General features: G+C 70.1%; 10 protein-coding genes. 5 read left to right on the plus strand and 5 right to left on the minus strand.

Features of this window, described 5'->3' with window-relative positions:
* Positions 1–318: 318 nt before the first annotated feature.
* Positions 319–2,610, plus strand: coding sequence for a transglycosylase domain-containing protein (locus tag OG219_RS31120; RefSeq protein ID WP_266832043.1), 2,292 nt, complete (start codon positions 319–321; stop codon positions 2,608–2,610).
* A 50-nt stretch (positions 2,611–2,660) separates the two neighbouring features.
* Here the strand turns inward: OG219_RS31120 and OG219_RS31125 are convergent, their stop codons facing one another.
* From OG219_RS31125 to OG219_RS31140, 4 genes are all read right to left on the minus strand, one after another.
* Positions 2,661–4,124 (minus strand): catalase, encoded by a 1,464-nt coding sequence (locus tag OG219_RS31125; protein WP_266832045.1) that lies wholly within the window; start codon positions 4,122–4,124, stop codon positions 2,661–2,663.
* 173 nt (positions 4,125–4,297) lie between these two features.
* Positions 4,298–6,442, minus strand: a complete 2,145-nt coding sequence (locus OG219_RS31130; RefSeq protein WP_266832047.1) for an ATP-binding SpoIIE family protein phosphatase — start codon at positions 6,440–6,442, stop codon at positions 4,298–4,300.
* A 370-nt stretch (positions 6,443–6,812) separates the two neighbouring features.
* Positions 6,813–7,505, minus strand: coding sequence for a DUF402 domain-containing protein (locus OG219_RS31135; protein ID WP_266832049.1), 693 nt, complete (start codon positions 7,503–7,505; stop codon positions 6,813–6,815).
* 115 nt (positions 7,506–7,620) lie between these two features.
* Complete coding sequence (locus OG219_RS31140) at positions 7,621–9,006, minus strand: aspartate ammonia-lyase (protein WP_266832051.1); 1,386 nt, start codon at positions 9,004–9,006, stop codon at positions 7,621–7,623.
* Positions 9,007–9,151: 145 nt separating this feature from the next.
* On the opposite strand from OG219_RS31140, the gene OG219_RS31145 reads away from it, so the two are divergent.
* Both OG219_RS31145 and OG219_RS31150 read left to right on the plus strand, forming a co-directional pair.
* Positions 9,152–9,667, plus strand: coding sequence for a SigE family RNA polymerase sigma factor (locus OG219_RS31145; RefSeq protein WP_266832053.1), 516 nt, complete (start codon positions 9,152–9,154; stop codon positions 9,665–9,667).
* Positions 9,668–9,732: 65 nt separating this feature from the next.
* Positions 9,733–10,173 carry a PASTA domain-containing protein gene (locus tag OG219_RS31150; protein WP_266832055.1) on the plus strand — a complete coding sequence of 147 codons (441 nt, stop codon included), beginning with the start codon at positions 9,733–9,735 and terminating at the stop codon, positions 10,171–10,173.
* Positions 10,174–10,238: 65 nt separating this feature from the next.
* On the opposite strand, the gene OG219_RS31155 is transcribed toward OG219_RS31150, so the two are convergent.
* The gene (locus tag OG219_RS31155; protein WP_266832057.1) at positions 10,239–11,906 is read right to left on the minus strand and encodes a fumarate hydratase; all 1,668 of its coding nucleotides are present in this window, start codon (positions 11,904–11,906) and stop codon (positions 10,239–10,241) included.
* A 276-nt stretch (positions 11,907–12,182) separates the two neighbouring features.
* Here OG219_RS31155 and OG219_RS31160 point away from each other — a divergent pair, with 276 nt between their 5' ends.
* Together OG219_RS31160 and OG219_RS31165 are read left to right on the plus strand one after the other, a co-directional pair.
* Positions 12,183–13,856, plus strand: coding sequence for a hypothetical protein (locus OG219_RS31160; RefSeq protein ID WP_266832059.1), 1,674 nt, complete (start codon positions 12,183–12,185; stop codon positions 13,854–13,856).
* A 20-nt stretch (positions 13,857–13,876) separates the two neighbouring features.
* Positions 13,877–15,571: a hypothetical protein gene (locus tag OG219_RS31165; protein WP_266832061.1), complete on the plus strand. Its 1,695-nt coding sequence runs from the start codon at positions 13,877–13,879 to the stop codon at positions 15,569–15,571.
* Positions 15,572–15,576 lie beyond the last annotated feature (5 nt).

A 15,576-nucleotide genomic window follows, 5' to 3' on the forward strand; every position in this document is an offset into this window, starting at 1 on the left:
CGGTTCTGTCGCAAGGGCTTCCATCCCGCCTCCGTCCCGCCTCCGTCCCGCATCCGCCCTGCCCGCTCCCGGGCCGACGGGTGGGGCCGCGGCTCGAAGATCTGGCCCGGGCCGGAAACTCTCAGCCCCTGCCCGGCAACCTTCCACCCCTCTCGATCGTCGGTTCCATTGGGGCTGGAGTGTGTCGCGTGCTGATTCTCACGTCCGTAAAAGACGGGATCGGCGGCCCTTTGTCATATCGCGCGGTGTTAGTTTGCTGAGCTGACCTGAGCGACGAACCTGTGTGCCACACGAGAGTGAAGCGGAGCGGATCGACCCATGGGACGAGCGGACGAGAGACGAGCGCGGCAGGGGCATGGCCGCCGCGCGGCGCCCAAGCGCTCGGCCAAAGGCAAGGCCGGCCGCCGCAGTGGCATACGCCGGTTCGTGAACTGGAAGACGCTCCTCGGTACGTTCCTCGGCTTCTGCCTGCTCGGCATGGGCGCCTTCATCGTGCTCTACATGGTCGTCGACGTGCCCAAGGGCAACGCGGCCGCGCAGCAGCAGAGCAACGTCTACCAGTACAGCGACGGTTCGACCCTCGCCCGCACCGGCGAGGTCAACCGCGAGGTCGTGGACCTGGCCGAGGTGCCCAAGGACGTCCAGAAGACCTTCGTCGCCGCCGAGAACAAGACCTTCTACACGGACTCGGGGATCGACTTCAAGGGCACGGCCCGCGGACTGATCAACACCCTGTCGGGCAAGGGCCTGCAGGGTGGCTCGACGATCACCCAGCAGTACGTCAAGAACTTCTACCTCACGCAGGACCAGACCGTCACGCGCAAGCTGAAGGAAATGGTCATCTCGCTGAAGGTGGACCGCCAGACGTCCAAGGAAGACATCCTCGCCGGCTACATCAACACCGCCTACTACGGCCGTACCGCGTACGGCATCCAGGCCGCGGCGCAGGCGTACTACGGCGTCGACGCGAGCGATCTCAGCGTCGAGCAGGGCGCGTACCTCGCCTCGCTCCTCCAGGCGCCGAGCCAGTACGACTGGGCGACCGCCACGGACACCGGCAAGGCCCTGGTCAAGGACCGCTGGAACTACACCCTGGACAACATGGTCGAGCAGGGCTGGCTGGACTCCACCAAGCGCGAGGGCATGAAGTTCCCGGTGCCCAAGGACCCCCAGGGCGCGCCCGGTATGGAGGGCCAGACCGGCTATCTGGTGAACGAGGCCGACAACACGCTGGCGCGGCAGCTCGTCACCCAGGGCGCGGCCGCCGACCTCGACGAGGCCAAGGCTCTGGTCGACGCGGGCGGCTGGACCATCAAGCTCAACATCGACAAGAAGAAGCAGGCGGCGCTGGAGAAGTCCGTCAAGGACAAGCTGACCAGCAACCTGGACGCCAAGGAGCGGGACGTCGACGCGGACGTCCAGGCCGGTGCCGCGTCCGTCGACCCGAAGACCGGCAAGGTCCTCGCGATGTACGGCGGCACGGACTACTTCAAGCACTACATCAACAACGCGACCCGCGACGACTACCAGCCCGCGTCCACCTTCAAGCCGCTGATCTTCGCGGCGGCCCTGGAGCAGAGCGCCGAGACGCAGGAAAAGAAGCCGATCACGGCGAGCACGGTCTACGACGGTACGAGCGGCCGCAAGGTCGAGGGCAGCGACATCGCCTTCGCGCCGCCGAACGAGGACGACCAGGACTACGGCGATGTCACCGTCCAGACCGCGATGAACAAGTCCATCAACTCCGTCTTCGCGCAGATGGGCGTCGACGTCGGGATGGACAACGTGCTGAAGGTCGCGGGCGACCTCGGCATGGACACCAAGGGCGTGCAGGCGGTGCCCGCGCAGACCCTCGGCACGATGGGCGCGAGCCCGCTGGAGATGGCGGGTGTCTACGCCACCCTCGACAACCACGGCAAGAAGGTCACCCCGGCCGTCGTGGCGTCGGCGGAGCACAAGGACCGCAACGTCGAGTTCCCCGACCCGATCGGCGACCAGGTCATCAGCGAGGAAGCCGCCGACACCGTCACCTCCGTGCTGACGGGTGTGGTCGACGACGGTACGGCCCGGGTCTCGGTGGCCCAGGCCAAGGACCGCAAGGGCCAGCAGGTCGCGGGCAAGACGGGTACGTCCGACGACAACAAGTCGGCCTGGTTCACCGGCTACACGCCGAACCTGGTCACCTCGGTCGGCCTGTTCGGTGAGGGTGCGGTCGGTACCAAGGACGCGGGCAAGCAGGTGACCCTGAAGGGCGCCGCGGGCGGTGGCCGCGTCAACGGCGGTGGCTTCCCGGCGCAGATCTGGGCGGACTTCACGTTCGGCGCGATGGGCAAGGTCACCAAGTTCGATCTGGACACCACGCAGGGCGCGGCGGTGGCGCCCACCGCGACGCCCACCATCACGCAGTCGCCGTCCACGACACCCTCGTCGACGCCGACCACCGAGGAACCGACGACCAAGCCGCCGACGAGCAGCAGCGCGCCGGCGACCCCGTCGGACGAGCCCACGACCAGCGAGCCGCCGACGACCGAGCCGGCGACAACTCCCACGGCGACATCGTCCGACGACGAGGGGATACCGGAGGATCCGGAGGATCCGTTCGCTCAGTGAGCGCAGCGAGGGGGCGCCCGGTGATTCACCGGGCGCCCCCTCGCTCGTACTCAGCCTCCGTCGACCTCGTTGGCGATCCGGTCGCCGATCTCCTTGTCGATGTTGCGCCAGTACTGGAGGGCGCGGTCGAGGACCGGGCGCGACACATCGGCCTTCAGGTGGCCGCTGACGTTGGACACCAGCCGGTCGCGGGCCGCGTCGTCAAGGACCTGGCGGACCATCGTGCCCGCCTGACCCCAGTCGTCGTCCTCGCGGTGCAACTTGGTGGCCTCGCGCACCAATTCACCGGCGGTCTCCCAGCTCGCGGGGTCGCCGAAGCTCCCGTGGTCGGCCGCGGGTCCGCCGTAAGAGTTGGGCGCGTACGGGCGGGCGGCGTTCGACGGCTCGTAGCGCATCGGGCCGTCCTTGGCGTACGAGTTCACCGGGGCGTGCGGCCGGTTGGGCGGCAGCTGGGCGTAGTTGGGGCCGATCCGGTACCGGTGGGTGTCCGGGTACGAGAACAGCCGGCCGAGAAGCATCTTGTCCGGCGAGGGGCCGATACCCGGGACCAGGTTCGAGGGCTCGAAGGCGGCCTGCTCGATGTGGATGAAGTAGTCCTCGGGGTTCTTGTCGAGGGTCATCCGGCCGACGTCGATCAGCGGGTAGTCCCCGTGCGGCCAGACCTTGGTCAGGTCGAAGGGGTTGAAGCGGTAGTCCGCCGCGTCCTCGAACGGCATGATCTGGACCTTCAGGCTCCAGCTCGGCGCGTTGCCGGACTCGATCGACTCGTACAGGTCCCGGCGGTGCAGGTCCCCGTCCTTGCCGGCCAGCTCGTCGGCCTCGGCCTGGGTGAGGAAGTCGATGCCCTGGTCGGTCTTGAAGTGGTACTTCACCCAGAACCGCTCACCGGCGCCGTTGATCCACATATAGGTGTGGGAGCTGTAGCCGTTCATGTGGCGGTACGTCTTCGGGATGCCCCGGTCTCCCATCAGCCAGGTCACCTGGTGTGCCGACTCGGGGGAGAGGGTCCAGAAGTCCCACTGCATGTCGTTGCTGCGCAGCCCGGTGGCCGGGTGGCGTTTCTGCGAGCGGATGAAGTCCTGGAACTTGATCGTGTCACGGACGAAGAAGACCGGGGTGTTGTTGCCCACGAGGTCGTAATTGCCGTGCTCGGTATAGAACTTGAGCGCGAAGCCGCGGGGGTCGCGCCAGGTGTCGGGCGAGCCCTGCTCGCCCGCGACGGTGGAGAACCGGGCCAGCATGTCGGTGCGCCTGCCCGGCTGGAAGAGGTCGGCCTTGGTGAACTGGCTGATGTCGTTGGTCACTTCGAAGAATCCGTACGCGCCACTGCCCTTGGCGTGCACCACCCGCTCGGGAACCCGCTCACGGTTGAACTGGGCCATCTTCTCGATGAGGTAGTGGTCCTGGAGCAGGATCGGGCCGTCGGGACCCACGGTGAGCGAGTGTTCGTCGCTCTCCACCGGAATTCCGACGTTGTTCGTGGTGTACGGAGCCTTCTGGGGTGTCTGCGTCACGAGCGTCCTCCCGTCAAGGAAAGAGGGTCGTCAGGTCGCTTCGTCCACCCCAGCAGTCAACTCCGCCGACGGGATGTCGGCAACATTTGGACGGAGTCCAACCCCGGTCCGGGTCCGACTGGCTGCTCTCGGTTTGTGGCCGGCTGCTGAGGAGGTCCCGCCCGGGTACCCCCTCAGCTCCGGTTCAACTCGAACCAGACGACCTTTCCGGTGCTCAGCCGGGTCGCGCCCCACCGCCTGGCCAGCTTGTTGACCAGGTAGAGCCCGCGTCCGTCCTCGTCCGTGGCGCGCGCCTGCCGCAGCCGCGGCAGCTGCGGGACGTCGTCGCCGACCTCGCAGCGCAGTACGTCCGTACGCAGCAGCCGCAGCGTCACCGGTCGCGTCGCATAGCGCACGGCATTGGTCACGACCTCGCTGACGAGCAGCTCCACGGAGTCGGTCATGTCCTCCAGGCCCCAGCGGGACAGCGCCCGCCGGGCGAGCTTGCGGGCCCGCCCCGGGGCCGCGTCCTCCGGCTCCAGGTACCAGTACGCGACATCGCTCGGCGCGATGCCGTCGAAGCGGGCGGCGAGCAGCGCGATGTCGTCGTCCCGGTCGCCCGGACCGAGCATGTCGAGCACGTCGTCGCAGAGCGCTTCCAGCGGCGGCGGATGGTCGGGCCCGGTCAGCTGCGCGGTCGCGGCGAGCCGCTCCCGCAGCTGCTCTATCCCGGTCCATACGTCCCTCAGGCGCGACTCGACAAGCCCGTCGGTGTAGAGCAGCAGCGTCGCCCCGGCGGGCGCGTCCAGCTCGACCGCCTCGAAGTCCACCCCGCCCACGCCGATGGGGGCGCCCGGCGGCACCCGCAGCACCTCGGCCCGCCCGCCCAGGTGCAGCAGGACCGGCGGGGGATGGCCCGCGTTGGCGATCGTGATCCGGTGCGAGACCGGGTCGTAGACCGCATACAGGCAGGTCGCCATCCGGTCGGTGCCCAGGCGCTGCGCCTGCTCGTCGAGGTGGTGCAGCACCTCCTGCGGCGGCAGATCGAGCCCGGCGAGGGTCTGCGCGGTGGTCCGCAGCTGGCCCATGATGGCGGCCGACGTCATCGAGTGACCCATGACGTCACCGACGACGAGCGCGACGCGGCTGCCCGGCAGTGGGATCGCGTCGTACCAGTCGCCGCCGACCCGCGCGGTCTCGGCGGCCGGCAGATAGCGGGACGCCAGCCGCACACCCGTGGGCCTGGGCAGCGTCTCGGGCAGCATCGTGCGCTGCAGCTCGTCGGCGATGTACGCCTCACGCCCGTACAGCACCGCCTTGTCGATGCCCAGCGCGGTGTGCGTGGCGAGCTGCGCCGCGACCAGCAGGTCGTCGGCCTCGAAGGCGATCCGCTCCGGACGGCGCAGGAACAGCGCCGCGCCGATCACCCGGCGGCGGCCGCGCAGCGGGGCCAGGATCCCGCGCTGCCCGGACGCCACGATCAGCTCGTCGCCGAGCAGCTCGGGCAGCGCGGCCCGCGCCGCGGGCGCGTCCGCGAAGACGGGCCGTACACCGCGCAGCACCTCGGCGAGGGCGCCGCCGGGGCGCACCTCGCACAGCTCGGCGCTGACCGGCTGCAGCAGTTCGACGGGCTCCGGCGGCTGGAGCGCGGGCGAGAAGCCGTTCTCGGTGTCCCGCTCCGGAGGGATCCGGTCGGTGCGCCGCAGCCGCAGCACGAGGGGCCCGGTGGGCCGTTCGTCGCCGACCGGCAGCGGGTCGCGCAGATAGACCAGGATCGCGTCCGAGAAGGTCGGCACGGTCGCCCGGCACAGACCCATCACGATCTCGTCCAGGTCGATGCCGCGGGCGATCCGCCGGGTCGCGGCGCCCACGAAGCGCAGCCGGTCACCGTCCCGCCGCATCGGCATCGGGCCACCCGGCGGCAGACCCTGTCCGGTACGCCGCTCCTTGCCGTCGGACTCACCCGACAGCAGCTCTTTGCCGGAGCCCTGCTGGACCGGGATGCTGTCGGGAGCGGGGCGCGGACGGTGCGGATCGGACTCGGTGGCCGAGGGCTGGGAATGCTCGGGACCCGGGCCGGGGCCGGGAGCGGCCGGCGACGGCGCGTCGGTGCCGGCGGACGCCTGACCGCCGGACGGCCCGGCCTTGGGGCAGGGCGAGGCCGTGCCGGGTCCGCTCGGGGCGTCTCCTGTGCGTGCCTGTACCGGTAACCCGGTGGCTCCCGGGGTCTGCAAGGGCTGCTCCGGGGTACGCAGGAGCGCCCCGCGAGGGTCCGCGGGGGCGGGTGACCGGCCGGCGCCGGGCTTGCGGCGCTCGTGCGAGGTGGGGTGCTCCGTCACGCGTGTCGAATCCATCCGTCCGGGGCTGCACGCCCTGCGCGCAGTTCGTCCCGCAGCCCCGATACCCGGAATGTGTGCCCCAGGAACGGAATCTGCGCTTCGTCAGGACCGGGCCGGTCCGTTACCGGCCGGAGCGCCGTTGCGGCTCCGCCCGTCGACGGCCCGAACGCCGTCGTGCCCCGGTCCGGCCGGTGCGGCCCGTACGGCCGTCTGCGGGCCGTACCGCCGTGGCCCTCGTACCCCTCGCTCACGCCCTGCCGCCCCTCGGTGACGTATGGTCAAGCCCGCCCCATACTGCGGGAGTTGTTGCTGCCGTGCGCCCTTGCGGAAGACGATCCTACGGTTGTACCACGGGGGCGCATCAAGGGTCTCATGAGGACACATGCGCGGGCGTACGGTCCCAGTCATCGGGGAGGGCGGGAACCGGCCATGCCGGATCCGGGCGCCAGTGCGGCCAGCCGTCCCGAAAAGGCGCGCCCCAGGCACGGATCACGTCCACCGCCGCCCATCCCGCCTCCCTTACCTTGGCCGCCAGTTGAGCGTCCATCAGACCGGCCCGCTGAGCCTGCGCGAACTCGTCCTCGTCCAGCCAGCGCCAACTCCGGTCCGGGTGGACGGAGATGTCCAGGAAGTGATCCTCGGAGTCGACTCCGCCCTCCCAACGGGCAAGCGGAGCCTCAAGGTTCACGTACCAGTTCTTGAAACGCCACCCCGGCTCCCAGAAAAGCCAAACCGACCAAGGGTCGCCGGGCCGCGCCAGCTTGAGCACCCCCGTGCCGAACCAGCGGTCCAGCCGCACGGTACGCGGCTTCGTGTAGCGGGACTCGAGCGGTTCTCCGTGCAGGGGCGTGCCGTCGGCGAGCACCGGCCTCACGCACTCCGTACCGGGGGCCATCCACACAGCAAGAAGCTCGTCGTCGTCCTGTACGACGGTCACCGGGCGGCAGATGTGGAAGCGCGCGCCGGCGTTCTCCCGGTACCGCCACAGGACCTGACTCCCGGGGGCCCAGTGCGCCGTCGAACCGCCCGCTTCCACTTCTCTCACCGCTCCACCGTCTGTCATGACCAGATATTAGGTGCCCAGGGCATACGACGCTGCGGCGCGCGTCACGGTTCTCCCCAACCGGCACATGACGTAACGGAGGTGTCATCAGGCGTTTTTCGGAGGGCCTGCGCCGTTACGGACGCGTCATCCGCAGGACATCCAGCGCCTCGTCCAACTGCTCGACCGTCAGATCGCCCCGCTCCACGTACCCCGACTCCAGGACGACCTGGCGAATCGTCTTCCGCTCCGCGAGTGCCTTCTTGGCTACCTTGGCGGCCTCCTCGTACCCGATGTACTTGTTCAGCGGCGTGACGACGGACGGTGACGACTCGGCGTACTCCCGGGCCCGTTCGCGGTGCGCGACGATCCCGTCGACGGTCCGGTCGGCGAGCAGCCGGGAGACGTTGGCGAGCAGCCGGATCGACTCCAGTACGTTCTTGGCGATCACCGGGAGCATGACGTTGAGCTCGAAGTTGCCAGCCGCGCCCGCCGTCGCCACGGTCGCGTCGTTCCCGACGACCTGCGCGGCGACCATCAGCACGGCCTCCGGGATCACCGGGTTGACCTTGCCGGGCATGATCGAGGAGCCGGGCTGGAGGTCGGGGAGGCTGATCTCGGCGAGGCCGGTGCGCGGTCCCGAGGCCATCCAGCGCAGGTCGTTGGCGATCTTCGTGAGGCCCACGGCGATGGTCCGCAGCTGCCCGCTGGTCTCGACGATCCCGTCCCGCGCGCCCTGCGCCTCGAAGTGGTCGCGCGCCTCGGTCAGCGGCAGCCCGGTGGTGCGGGCGACCTCCTCGATGACGGCGGCGGAGAAGCCGGGGGGCGTGTTGATGCCGGTGCCGACGGCCGTACCGCCCAGCGGCAGCTCGGCGAGCCGGGGGAGGGAGGCGTTCAGCCGCTCGACGCCGTACCGCACCTGGGCGGCGTACCCGCCGAACTCCTGGCCCAGGGTGACGGGCGTGGCGTCCATGAGGTGCGTCCGCCCCGACTTCACGACGTCGGCGAACTCCTCGGACTTGCGCTCCAGGGCCGCCGTCAGATGCTCCAGAGCGGGGATCAGGTCGCGGGTGACGGCGGCGGTGGCCGCGATGTGGATGGAGGAGGGGAAGACGTCGTTGGAGGACTGGGAGGCGTTGACGTGGTCGTTGGGGTGCACGTCCCGGCCCAGCCGCTCGGTCGCGAGGGTGGCGATGACCTCGTTGGCGTTCATGTTGGACGAGGTCCCGGACCCGGTCTGGAACACGTCGACGGGGAAGTGCTCGTCCCACCGCCCGTCGGCGACCTCGCCCGCCGCCTCCCCGATCGCCTCGGCGATGTCCTTGTCGAGCACACCGAGACGCGCGTTCACCCTGGCCGCGGCGCCCTTGATCCGGGCGAGCGCCTCGATGTGGGCCCGTTCGATGCGCTGCCCGGAGATCGGGAAGTTCTCCACGGCGCGCTGCGTCTGGGCCCGCCACTTGGCGTCGGCCGGGACGCGTACCTCGCCCATGGAGTCGTGCTCGATGCGGTATTCGCTCATGCCCGTATAGCGATCGGGACGGTGGGGATGTTCCGGGCGCTCGGCCACCCGGGTGCCGCTCTCGTGTGACCCAGGTCTCATGTCGGCCGTGCAGCAGACGGAGGGGTGTTCGCGTCGAGGAGGGGTGACAGGAAGGGGGAAACGTGTGGAGACGGACTTCGACGGCTTCGTCGCCGCCCGGTCGGCCGCGCTGTTCCGGGGCGCACTCGTCCTGACGGGCAACCGCGACGCGGCCGAGGACCTGGTCCAGGAAACCCTGGAGCGGGCCTGCCGCAAGTGGCGCACGGTCTCCGCCAAGGACGCCCCGGACGCCTATGTGCGGCGGATCATGGTGAACCTGGCCAACGACCGCTGGCGCCGCTTCCGGCGAACGGTTCCGCAGCCGGACGGCCCCGACCGGGCCGCCCCGGGCGACGAGTACGGACAGGTCGACAGCAGGGACCAGTTGGTGCGCGCGCTGCAGCAACTGCCCATGCGGATGCGGACGGTCGTGGTGCTGCGGTACTTCCACGACCTCTCCGACACCGAGATCGCGGCCGACCTGGACATCTCGCCGAGCACGGTGCGCTCGCAGCTCGCCCGGGGGATCGAGAAGCTCAGAAGCCAGTTCCCCGCACTCTCCGCCCCAGCACCCCGACAGCACACGGAAGGAATCCGATGACCTCGTACGGCGACGCACGGCCTTCCGGCTGCTCACCGTTCGCATCACCATTCGAAGAGGAACTGATGAACGCCATGAACAGCTACGCGGACTCCGCCGACGCGCCCGACTTCGACGCGCCCCAGATCCTGCGCCGCACCCGGCGCAGGCGGACCGTCGGCATCGCCGCCGTCGCCGCCGCCCTCATCGCGGCGGGCGGCGGGACCGCCCTGGCCACCTCGGTCGCGGGCGGCGACAGCCCGACCCCGGCGGCGAGCACCACGACCGCCGGCAGTGACGCCACCACCATGCTCTACGGCGACGACCCGACCATCCCGATCGACTTCGCCGGCTGGTCCCTGGAGGGGGCCAAGTCGTACCTCGAGAAGACCCAGACGAAGCTCGGCACCGTCAGCAAGAAGGCCGTCAAGGGCTGCAAGCCGGGCTCGGTGATCGGTGTGTCCCCGCACGCCCCGACGATCGTCCACAACGGCGACACGGTCAGCTTCACCATCTGCGCCGGCTGATCAGCCCTGACCTCGTATGAGAGTGCCCGCCCCTGCGTCAATCAGGGGCGGGCACCGTCACAGGATCACACCAGACCCGGCCCCCGCACCGGAATCGACGTGAACGTCGGCGCGGGCGCCGGGTCCTGGAAGAAGTCGTTCCCCTTGTCGTCGACCACGACGAACGCCGGGAAGTCCTCGACCTCGATCTTCCAGACGGCCTCCATGCCGAGCTCCTCGTACTCGACGACCTCGACCTTCTTGATGCAGTCCTGGGCGAGCCGGGCCGCCGGACCGCCGATCGATCCGAGGTAGAAACCGCCGTGCGCGTCACACGCGTTGGTGACCTGCGCGGAGCGGTTGCCCTTGGCGAGCATCACCTTGGAACCGCCCGCCGCCTGGAACTGCTCCACGTAGGAGTCCATGCGCCCGGCCGTCGTCGGGCCGAAGGAACCGGACGCGTAGCCCTCGGGGGTCTTCGCCGGGCCCGCGTAGTACACCGGGTGGTCCTTCAGGTACTGCGGCATCTCCTCGCCCGCGTCCAGCCGCTCCTTGATCTTGGCGTGCGCGATGTCGCGCGCCACGACGAGCGGGCCGGAGAGGGAGAGCCGGGTCTTCACCGGGTACTTCGTCAGCTCGGCGAGGATGTCGTCCATCGGCTGGTTGAGGTCGATCTTGACGACGTCACCGTCGGACTCGAGGTGCTCGTCGGTCGTCTCGGGGAGGAAGCGCGCCGGGTCCGTCTCCAGCTGCTCCAGGAAGACGCCCTCGGCGGTGATCTTCGCGACGGCCTGCCGGTCGGCCGAGCAGGACACGGCGATGGCGACGGGGCAGGACGCGCCGTGCCGGGGGAGGCGGACCACGCGCACGTCGTGGCAGAAGTACTTGCCCCCGAACTGCGCCCCGATCCCGATCCGCTGCGTCAGCTCGAAGACCTTCTCCTCCAGGTCCTTGTCCCGGAAGCCGTGCCCGAGCTCGGAACCCTCGGCCGGAATCTCGTCCAGGTAGTGCGCGGACGCGTACTTCGCGGTCTTCAGGGCGTACTCCGCGCTCGTACCGCCGACCACGATCGCCAGGTGGTACGGCGGGCAGGCGGCCGTACCCAGCGAGCGGATCTTCTCCTCCAGGAACTTCATCATGGAGGCCTCGTTCAGAACGGCCTTCGTCTCCTGGTAGAGGAACGACTTGTTCGCCGAGCCGCCGCCCTTGGCCATGAACAGGAACTTGTACGCGCCGCCGTCCGTCGCGTACAGCTCGATCTGGGCCGGGAGGTTGGAGCCCGTGTTCTTCTCCTCCCACATGGTGAGCGGAGCCATCTGCGAGTAGCGCAGGTTCAGGTTCAGGTACGCGTCGTAGATGCCGCGCGAGAGGGCCGACTCGTCGGAGCCCTCCGTGAGCACGTTCTGCCCGCGCTTGCCCATGACGATCGCCGTGCCGGTGTCCTGGCACATGGGGAGGACACCCGCGGCCGCGATGTTCGCGTTCTTCAGGAGGTCGAGGGCCACGAACTTGTCGTTGGAGGAGGCCTCGGGGTCGTCGATGATCCGCCGCAGCTGCGCCAGGTGAGCGGGCCGCAGATAGTGCTGGATGTCGTGGATGGCCTCTTCGGCGAGCTTGCGCAGCGCCTCCGGCTCGACCTGGAGGAACGTACGGCCGCCGGCCTCGAAGGTAGAGACACCTTCGGAGGTCACCAGGCGGTAGGGCGTGGTGTCCTCTCCCAGGGGGAGCAGATCGGAGTACGCAAACTCTGGCATTTCGGCCATTCCTCACTCGACAGGCGGCGGCGCCGCCTCCATTGGCGGAGCGTCCTCAAGCGTAGAGCGCGCCTCGCGGGCCGAGTCTGTGAGGTAAGGCTCAGTTCCAGGCGGGTGATGTCCACCTCGGCCAAGTGATGCCAGCAAGGCGTGTCGGTGCTGTTACTGCCTGTAGTTCGTCCAGATTGTGCGTACGCGCCCTGCGCTCGCGCATGAGAGGACGATCACATGAGGTTCGGGTTCCACGGCCGGTCCGTAGCGAGACGGGTCGCAACGATGGGTCTGGCAGCAGTGCTGTGCGCGGGGCTCTCCTCGGGGGCATGGCAGGGCGACGCCCACGCGGCCGGACGGGCACCCGAACCCGGCACCGCGGTCGCCTGGGGGAACGACGACTCGGGCCGGCTCGGCCGCGACGTCGGTTCCGGGGTGAGCACCACCCCGGTCACCGTCTGCGGCGGCGCCTCCTGTGCCGGCCCCCTGGACAGTGTGGTCGCCGTCGAGGCCGGATCCGGCCACGGCGTGGCCCTGCGCGACGACGGCACGGTCTGGACCTGGGGATCCAACCAGTACGGTCAGCTGGGCGACGGCACCAGCGACCCGCGGACCACGCCCGTCCAGGTGGGATCCCTCACGGATGTGACCGCCATCGCCGGGGGCGACAACCACACCCTCGCGCTCCGGCGGGACGGCACCGTATGGGCGTGGGGCCGCAACAACGCCGGGCAGCTGGGCGACAACAGCACCACGGACCGACACTCACCCGTTCAGGTGACCTGTCTCGTTGCGCCTGAGGCCGGATGCTTCGACCCCGTCCTGGCCAATGTGACCGCCATCGCCGCGGGCGCCGAGCACAGCCTCGCACTGCACGCGGGGGGTTACGTGGGCGCCTGGGGAAGCAACACCTTCGGGCAGCTGGGCAACGGCACGACCGAGTCGAGCCCCTTCCCCGCGCTCGCGACGGGTGTGCCCAGCTCCGTGAAGGCCATCGCGGCGGGATCCGATCACAGCGTGGCCGTACGCCAGGACGGCGGCGCGGTCTACGGCTGGGGACGCAACGGCAACGGCCAACTGGGCGACGGCACCACCACCGACACCACCTGGCCGGTCCAGGTGTGCGCCGTGGGCACGAGTGCGGGCTGCACCTCCTTCCTCGGCGGGGTGAACAGCGTCGAGGCCGGTGGGGCCCACACCCTGGCGGTCCTGACCGATGGCGGTGTGCGCAGCTGGGGGGACAACGGCTCCGGTCAGCTGGGCGACGGCACCACCACGGACAGGCCCACGCCCGTGCGGGTCTGCGGGTCGGGAACGACCGCGGGATGCACCACGTACCTCGGCGGCGTGAACCAGGTCGCTGCGGGCGCCTTCTTCAGCCTGACCCGGCAGACCGACGGCACCGCCCGCGCCTGGGGCATGAATGTCTCCGGTCAGCTCGGCGACGGCACCACGACGACCAGGACCACCCCGGTCAGGGTCTGCGCGAGCGGGCAGACCGCGCCGTGCGGCCGCCTGCTGGAGGGAGCGGGCGCCGTCGCGGCGGGCTCTGACTTCGGCCTGGCGATCGCTCTGCCGCGCGCCGACGTACGGATCGCGATCAGCGCGGACGAACCCGTGGCGAGCGGTGAGGACCTGACCTACACCATCACGGTCCGCAATGACGGGCCGACCGCCGCGGACAACGTGACGATCACCAGCACACTGCCCGCCCAGAGCGGGTTCGTCAGCGCCACGCCGAGCAGGGGCAGTTGCACAGGCCCGCCCGCCGGGACCTCCGGCACAGTGACCTGTGCGCTCGGCCGGGTCGGCCTCAACGTGCAGGCCACCGCGAGCATCAGGGTCACGGTCACCGCCCCGGCCGGGACCATGATCACCAAAACCGCGGCGGTGAGCAGCAGCACGCCCGACCCCAAACAGGTCAACAACACCGCGACCCTCCGGACGCCGGTGAGCTGATGCACACGAGAGGACGATCAATGGGATGTGCTGTGCGTGGCTGGTCCACCCTGGGGCGGGCCGTCGTCGCGGGACTGACGGTACTTCTGTGGGCGGGGGTGGCCCCTGGGGAGGCCGCGGCGGGCAGTGCGGCCGAGCCCGGAAACGCGATGGCCTGGGGATCCAACGGCGGGGGTCAGCTGGGCACCGGCACCAACTTGACCTACGGCACCACCCCGGGGGCGGTGTGCGGCAGCGCCCCGTGCCCGAAGCCTCTGGGCGACGTGGTCGCCGTCGAGGGCGGGCAGTCCTTCAGCGTGGCCCTCCGCTCGGACGGCACCGTCTGGGCCTGGGGCGAGAACACCTCCGGCCAGCTGGGCGACGGCACCTTCACCTCGCGGAGCGCACCTGTCCGGGTCGCGTCCCTCGCGGATGTGACCGCCATCGCCGCAGGCAGCAACCACACCCTCGCGCTGCGCTCGGACGGCACGGTCTGGTCCTGGGGCTACAACCCCGACGGCGAGCTCGGCAACGGCACCACCACCAGCAGCGGCGTTCCCGTCCAGGTCTGCGCCGAAAACACCGGGGCAGGGTGCACCGGCTTCCTCACCGGTGTGACCGCCATCGCCGCGGGACATACGCACAGCCTCGCACTGGACGCCGGGGGCGGTGTACGCGCCTGGGGAGGCAACGTCCACGGCCAGCTCGGTGACGGCACTACCCAGCGGCGGCTCGTACCGGTCCCCACGGTGCTGACCAGCGGAGTGCGGAGCCTGGGCGCCGGCCTCTTCTGGAGCCTGGCGGCGATGACCGACGGCACCGTCCGTGCCTGGGGCGACAACTTCTACGGCTATCTGGGCGACGGCACCACCACCGAGCGGACCACGCCCGTGCGGGTCTGCGCGGTGGGAACGACCGCGGGCTGCACCACCTACCTCACGGGTGTGGCCTCTGTCGCCGGGGGCGAGGACCACAGCCTGGCGGTGCTGTCCGACGGCGGCGTCCGTGCGTGGGGCCACAACGACTCCGGTCAGCTCGGCGACGGTACGACCACTGACAAGCACACGCCCGTGCGGGTCTGCGCGTCGGGAACGAGTGCGGGATGCACCACGTTCCTCGGCGGAGCGACCGCCGCCGACGTCGGCTTCCGCTTCAGCGTGACCCGGCAGGCCGACGGCACCGCCCGGGCCTGGGGCGCCAACGGCGGCAGGCTCGGAGATGGGACGCAGACGAACCGCAGCACGCCGGTCCGTGTGTGCGCCCCCGGGCAGACCGCGCCGTGCAGCCGCCTGCTGGACGGGGTCGGCGCCGTCGCTGCGGGGTACTTCCACAGCCTGGCCATCGTCCGGCCCCGCGCCGATCTGCGGGTCACGATCACCTCGGACGCACCCGTCGCGAACAACGAGGATCTGACCTACACGATCACGGTCCGCAACGACGGGCCGACAGCCGCTGACAACGTGGTGCTCGACAACAGCCTGCCCGGTGAGGGCCGGTTCGTCAGCGCCACGCCCAGCAGGGGAAGCTGCGGCATGGTTCCTCCCGTCGCATCCTCCGACACCGTGACCTGCGCGCTGGGCAGCATCGGCGTCAACGCCCAGGCGACCGTCACCATCAGGATCACGGTCAAGGCCACGACCGGAACCATGATCAGCAATACGGCGGCAGTCGCGAGCGGTACACCCGACCCGAATCAGGCCAACAACTCCGTCACTCTCACGACGGCGGTGAGCTGAAGACC

Origin of the sequence: Streptomyces sp. NBC_00038 (assembly GCF_026343635.1) — a bacterium.
Taxonomy (GTDB): Bacteria; Actinomycetota; Actinomycetes; order Streptomycetales; family Streptomycetaceae; genus Streptomyces.

Excerpts from the sequence above, each read along its gene's own strand:
- OG219_RS31120 (WP_266832043.1), top strand. The coding sequence starts at position 319 with ATGGGACGAGCGGACGAGAGACGAGCGCGGCAGGGGCATGGCCGCCGC.
- OG219_RS31165 (WP_266832061.1), top strand. The coding sequence starts at position 13,877 with ATGGGATGTGCTGTGCGTGGCTGGTCCACCCTGGGGCGGGCCGTCGTC.
- OG219_RS31155 (WP_266832057.1), bottom strand. The coding sequence starts at position 11,906 with ATGCCAGAGTTTGCGTACTCCGATCTGCTCCCCCTGGGAGAGGACACC.
- OG219_RS31160 (WP_266832059.1), top strand. The coding sequence starts at position 12,183 with ATGGGTCTGGCAGCAGTGCTGTGCGCGGGGCTCTCCTCGGGGGCATGG.
- OG219_RS31135 (WP_266832049.1), bottom strand. The coding sequence starts at position 7,505 with ATGACAGACGGTGGAGCGGTGAGAGAAGTGGAAGCGGGCGGTTCGACG.
- OG219_RS31140 (WP_266832051.1), bottom strand. The coding sequence starts at position 9,006 with ATGAGCGAATACCGCATCGAGCACGACTCCATGGGCGAGGTACGCGTC.
- OG219_RS31150 (WP_266832055.1), top strand. The coding sequence starts at position 9,733 with ATGAACGCCATGAACAGCTACGCGGACTCCGCCGACGCGCCCGACTTC.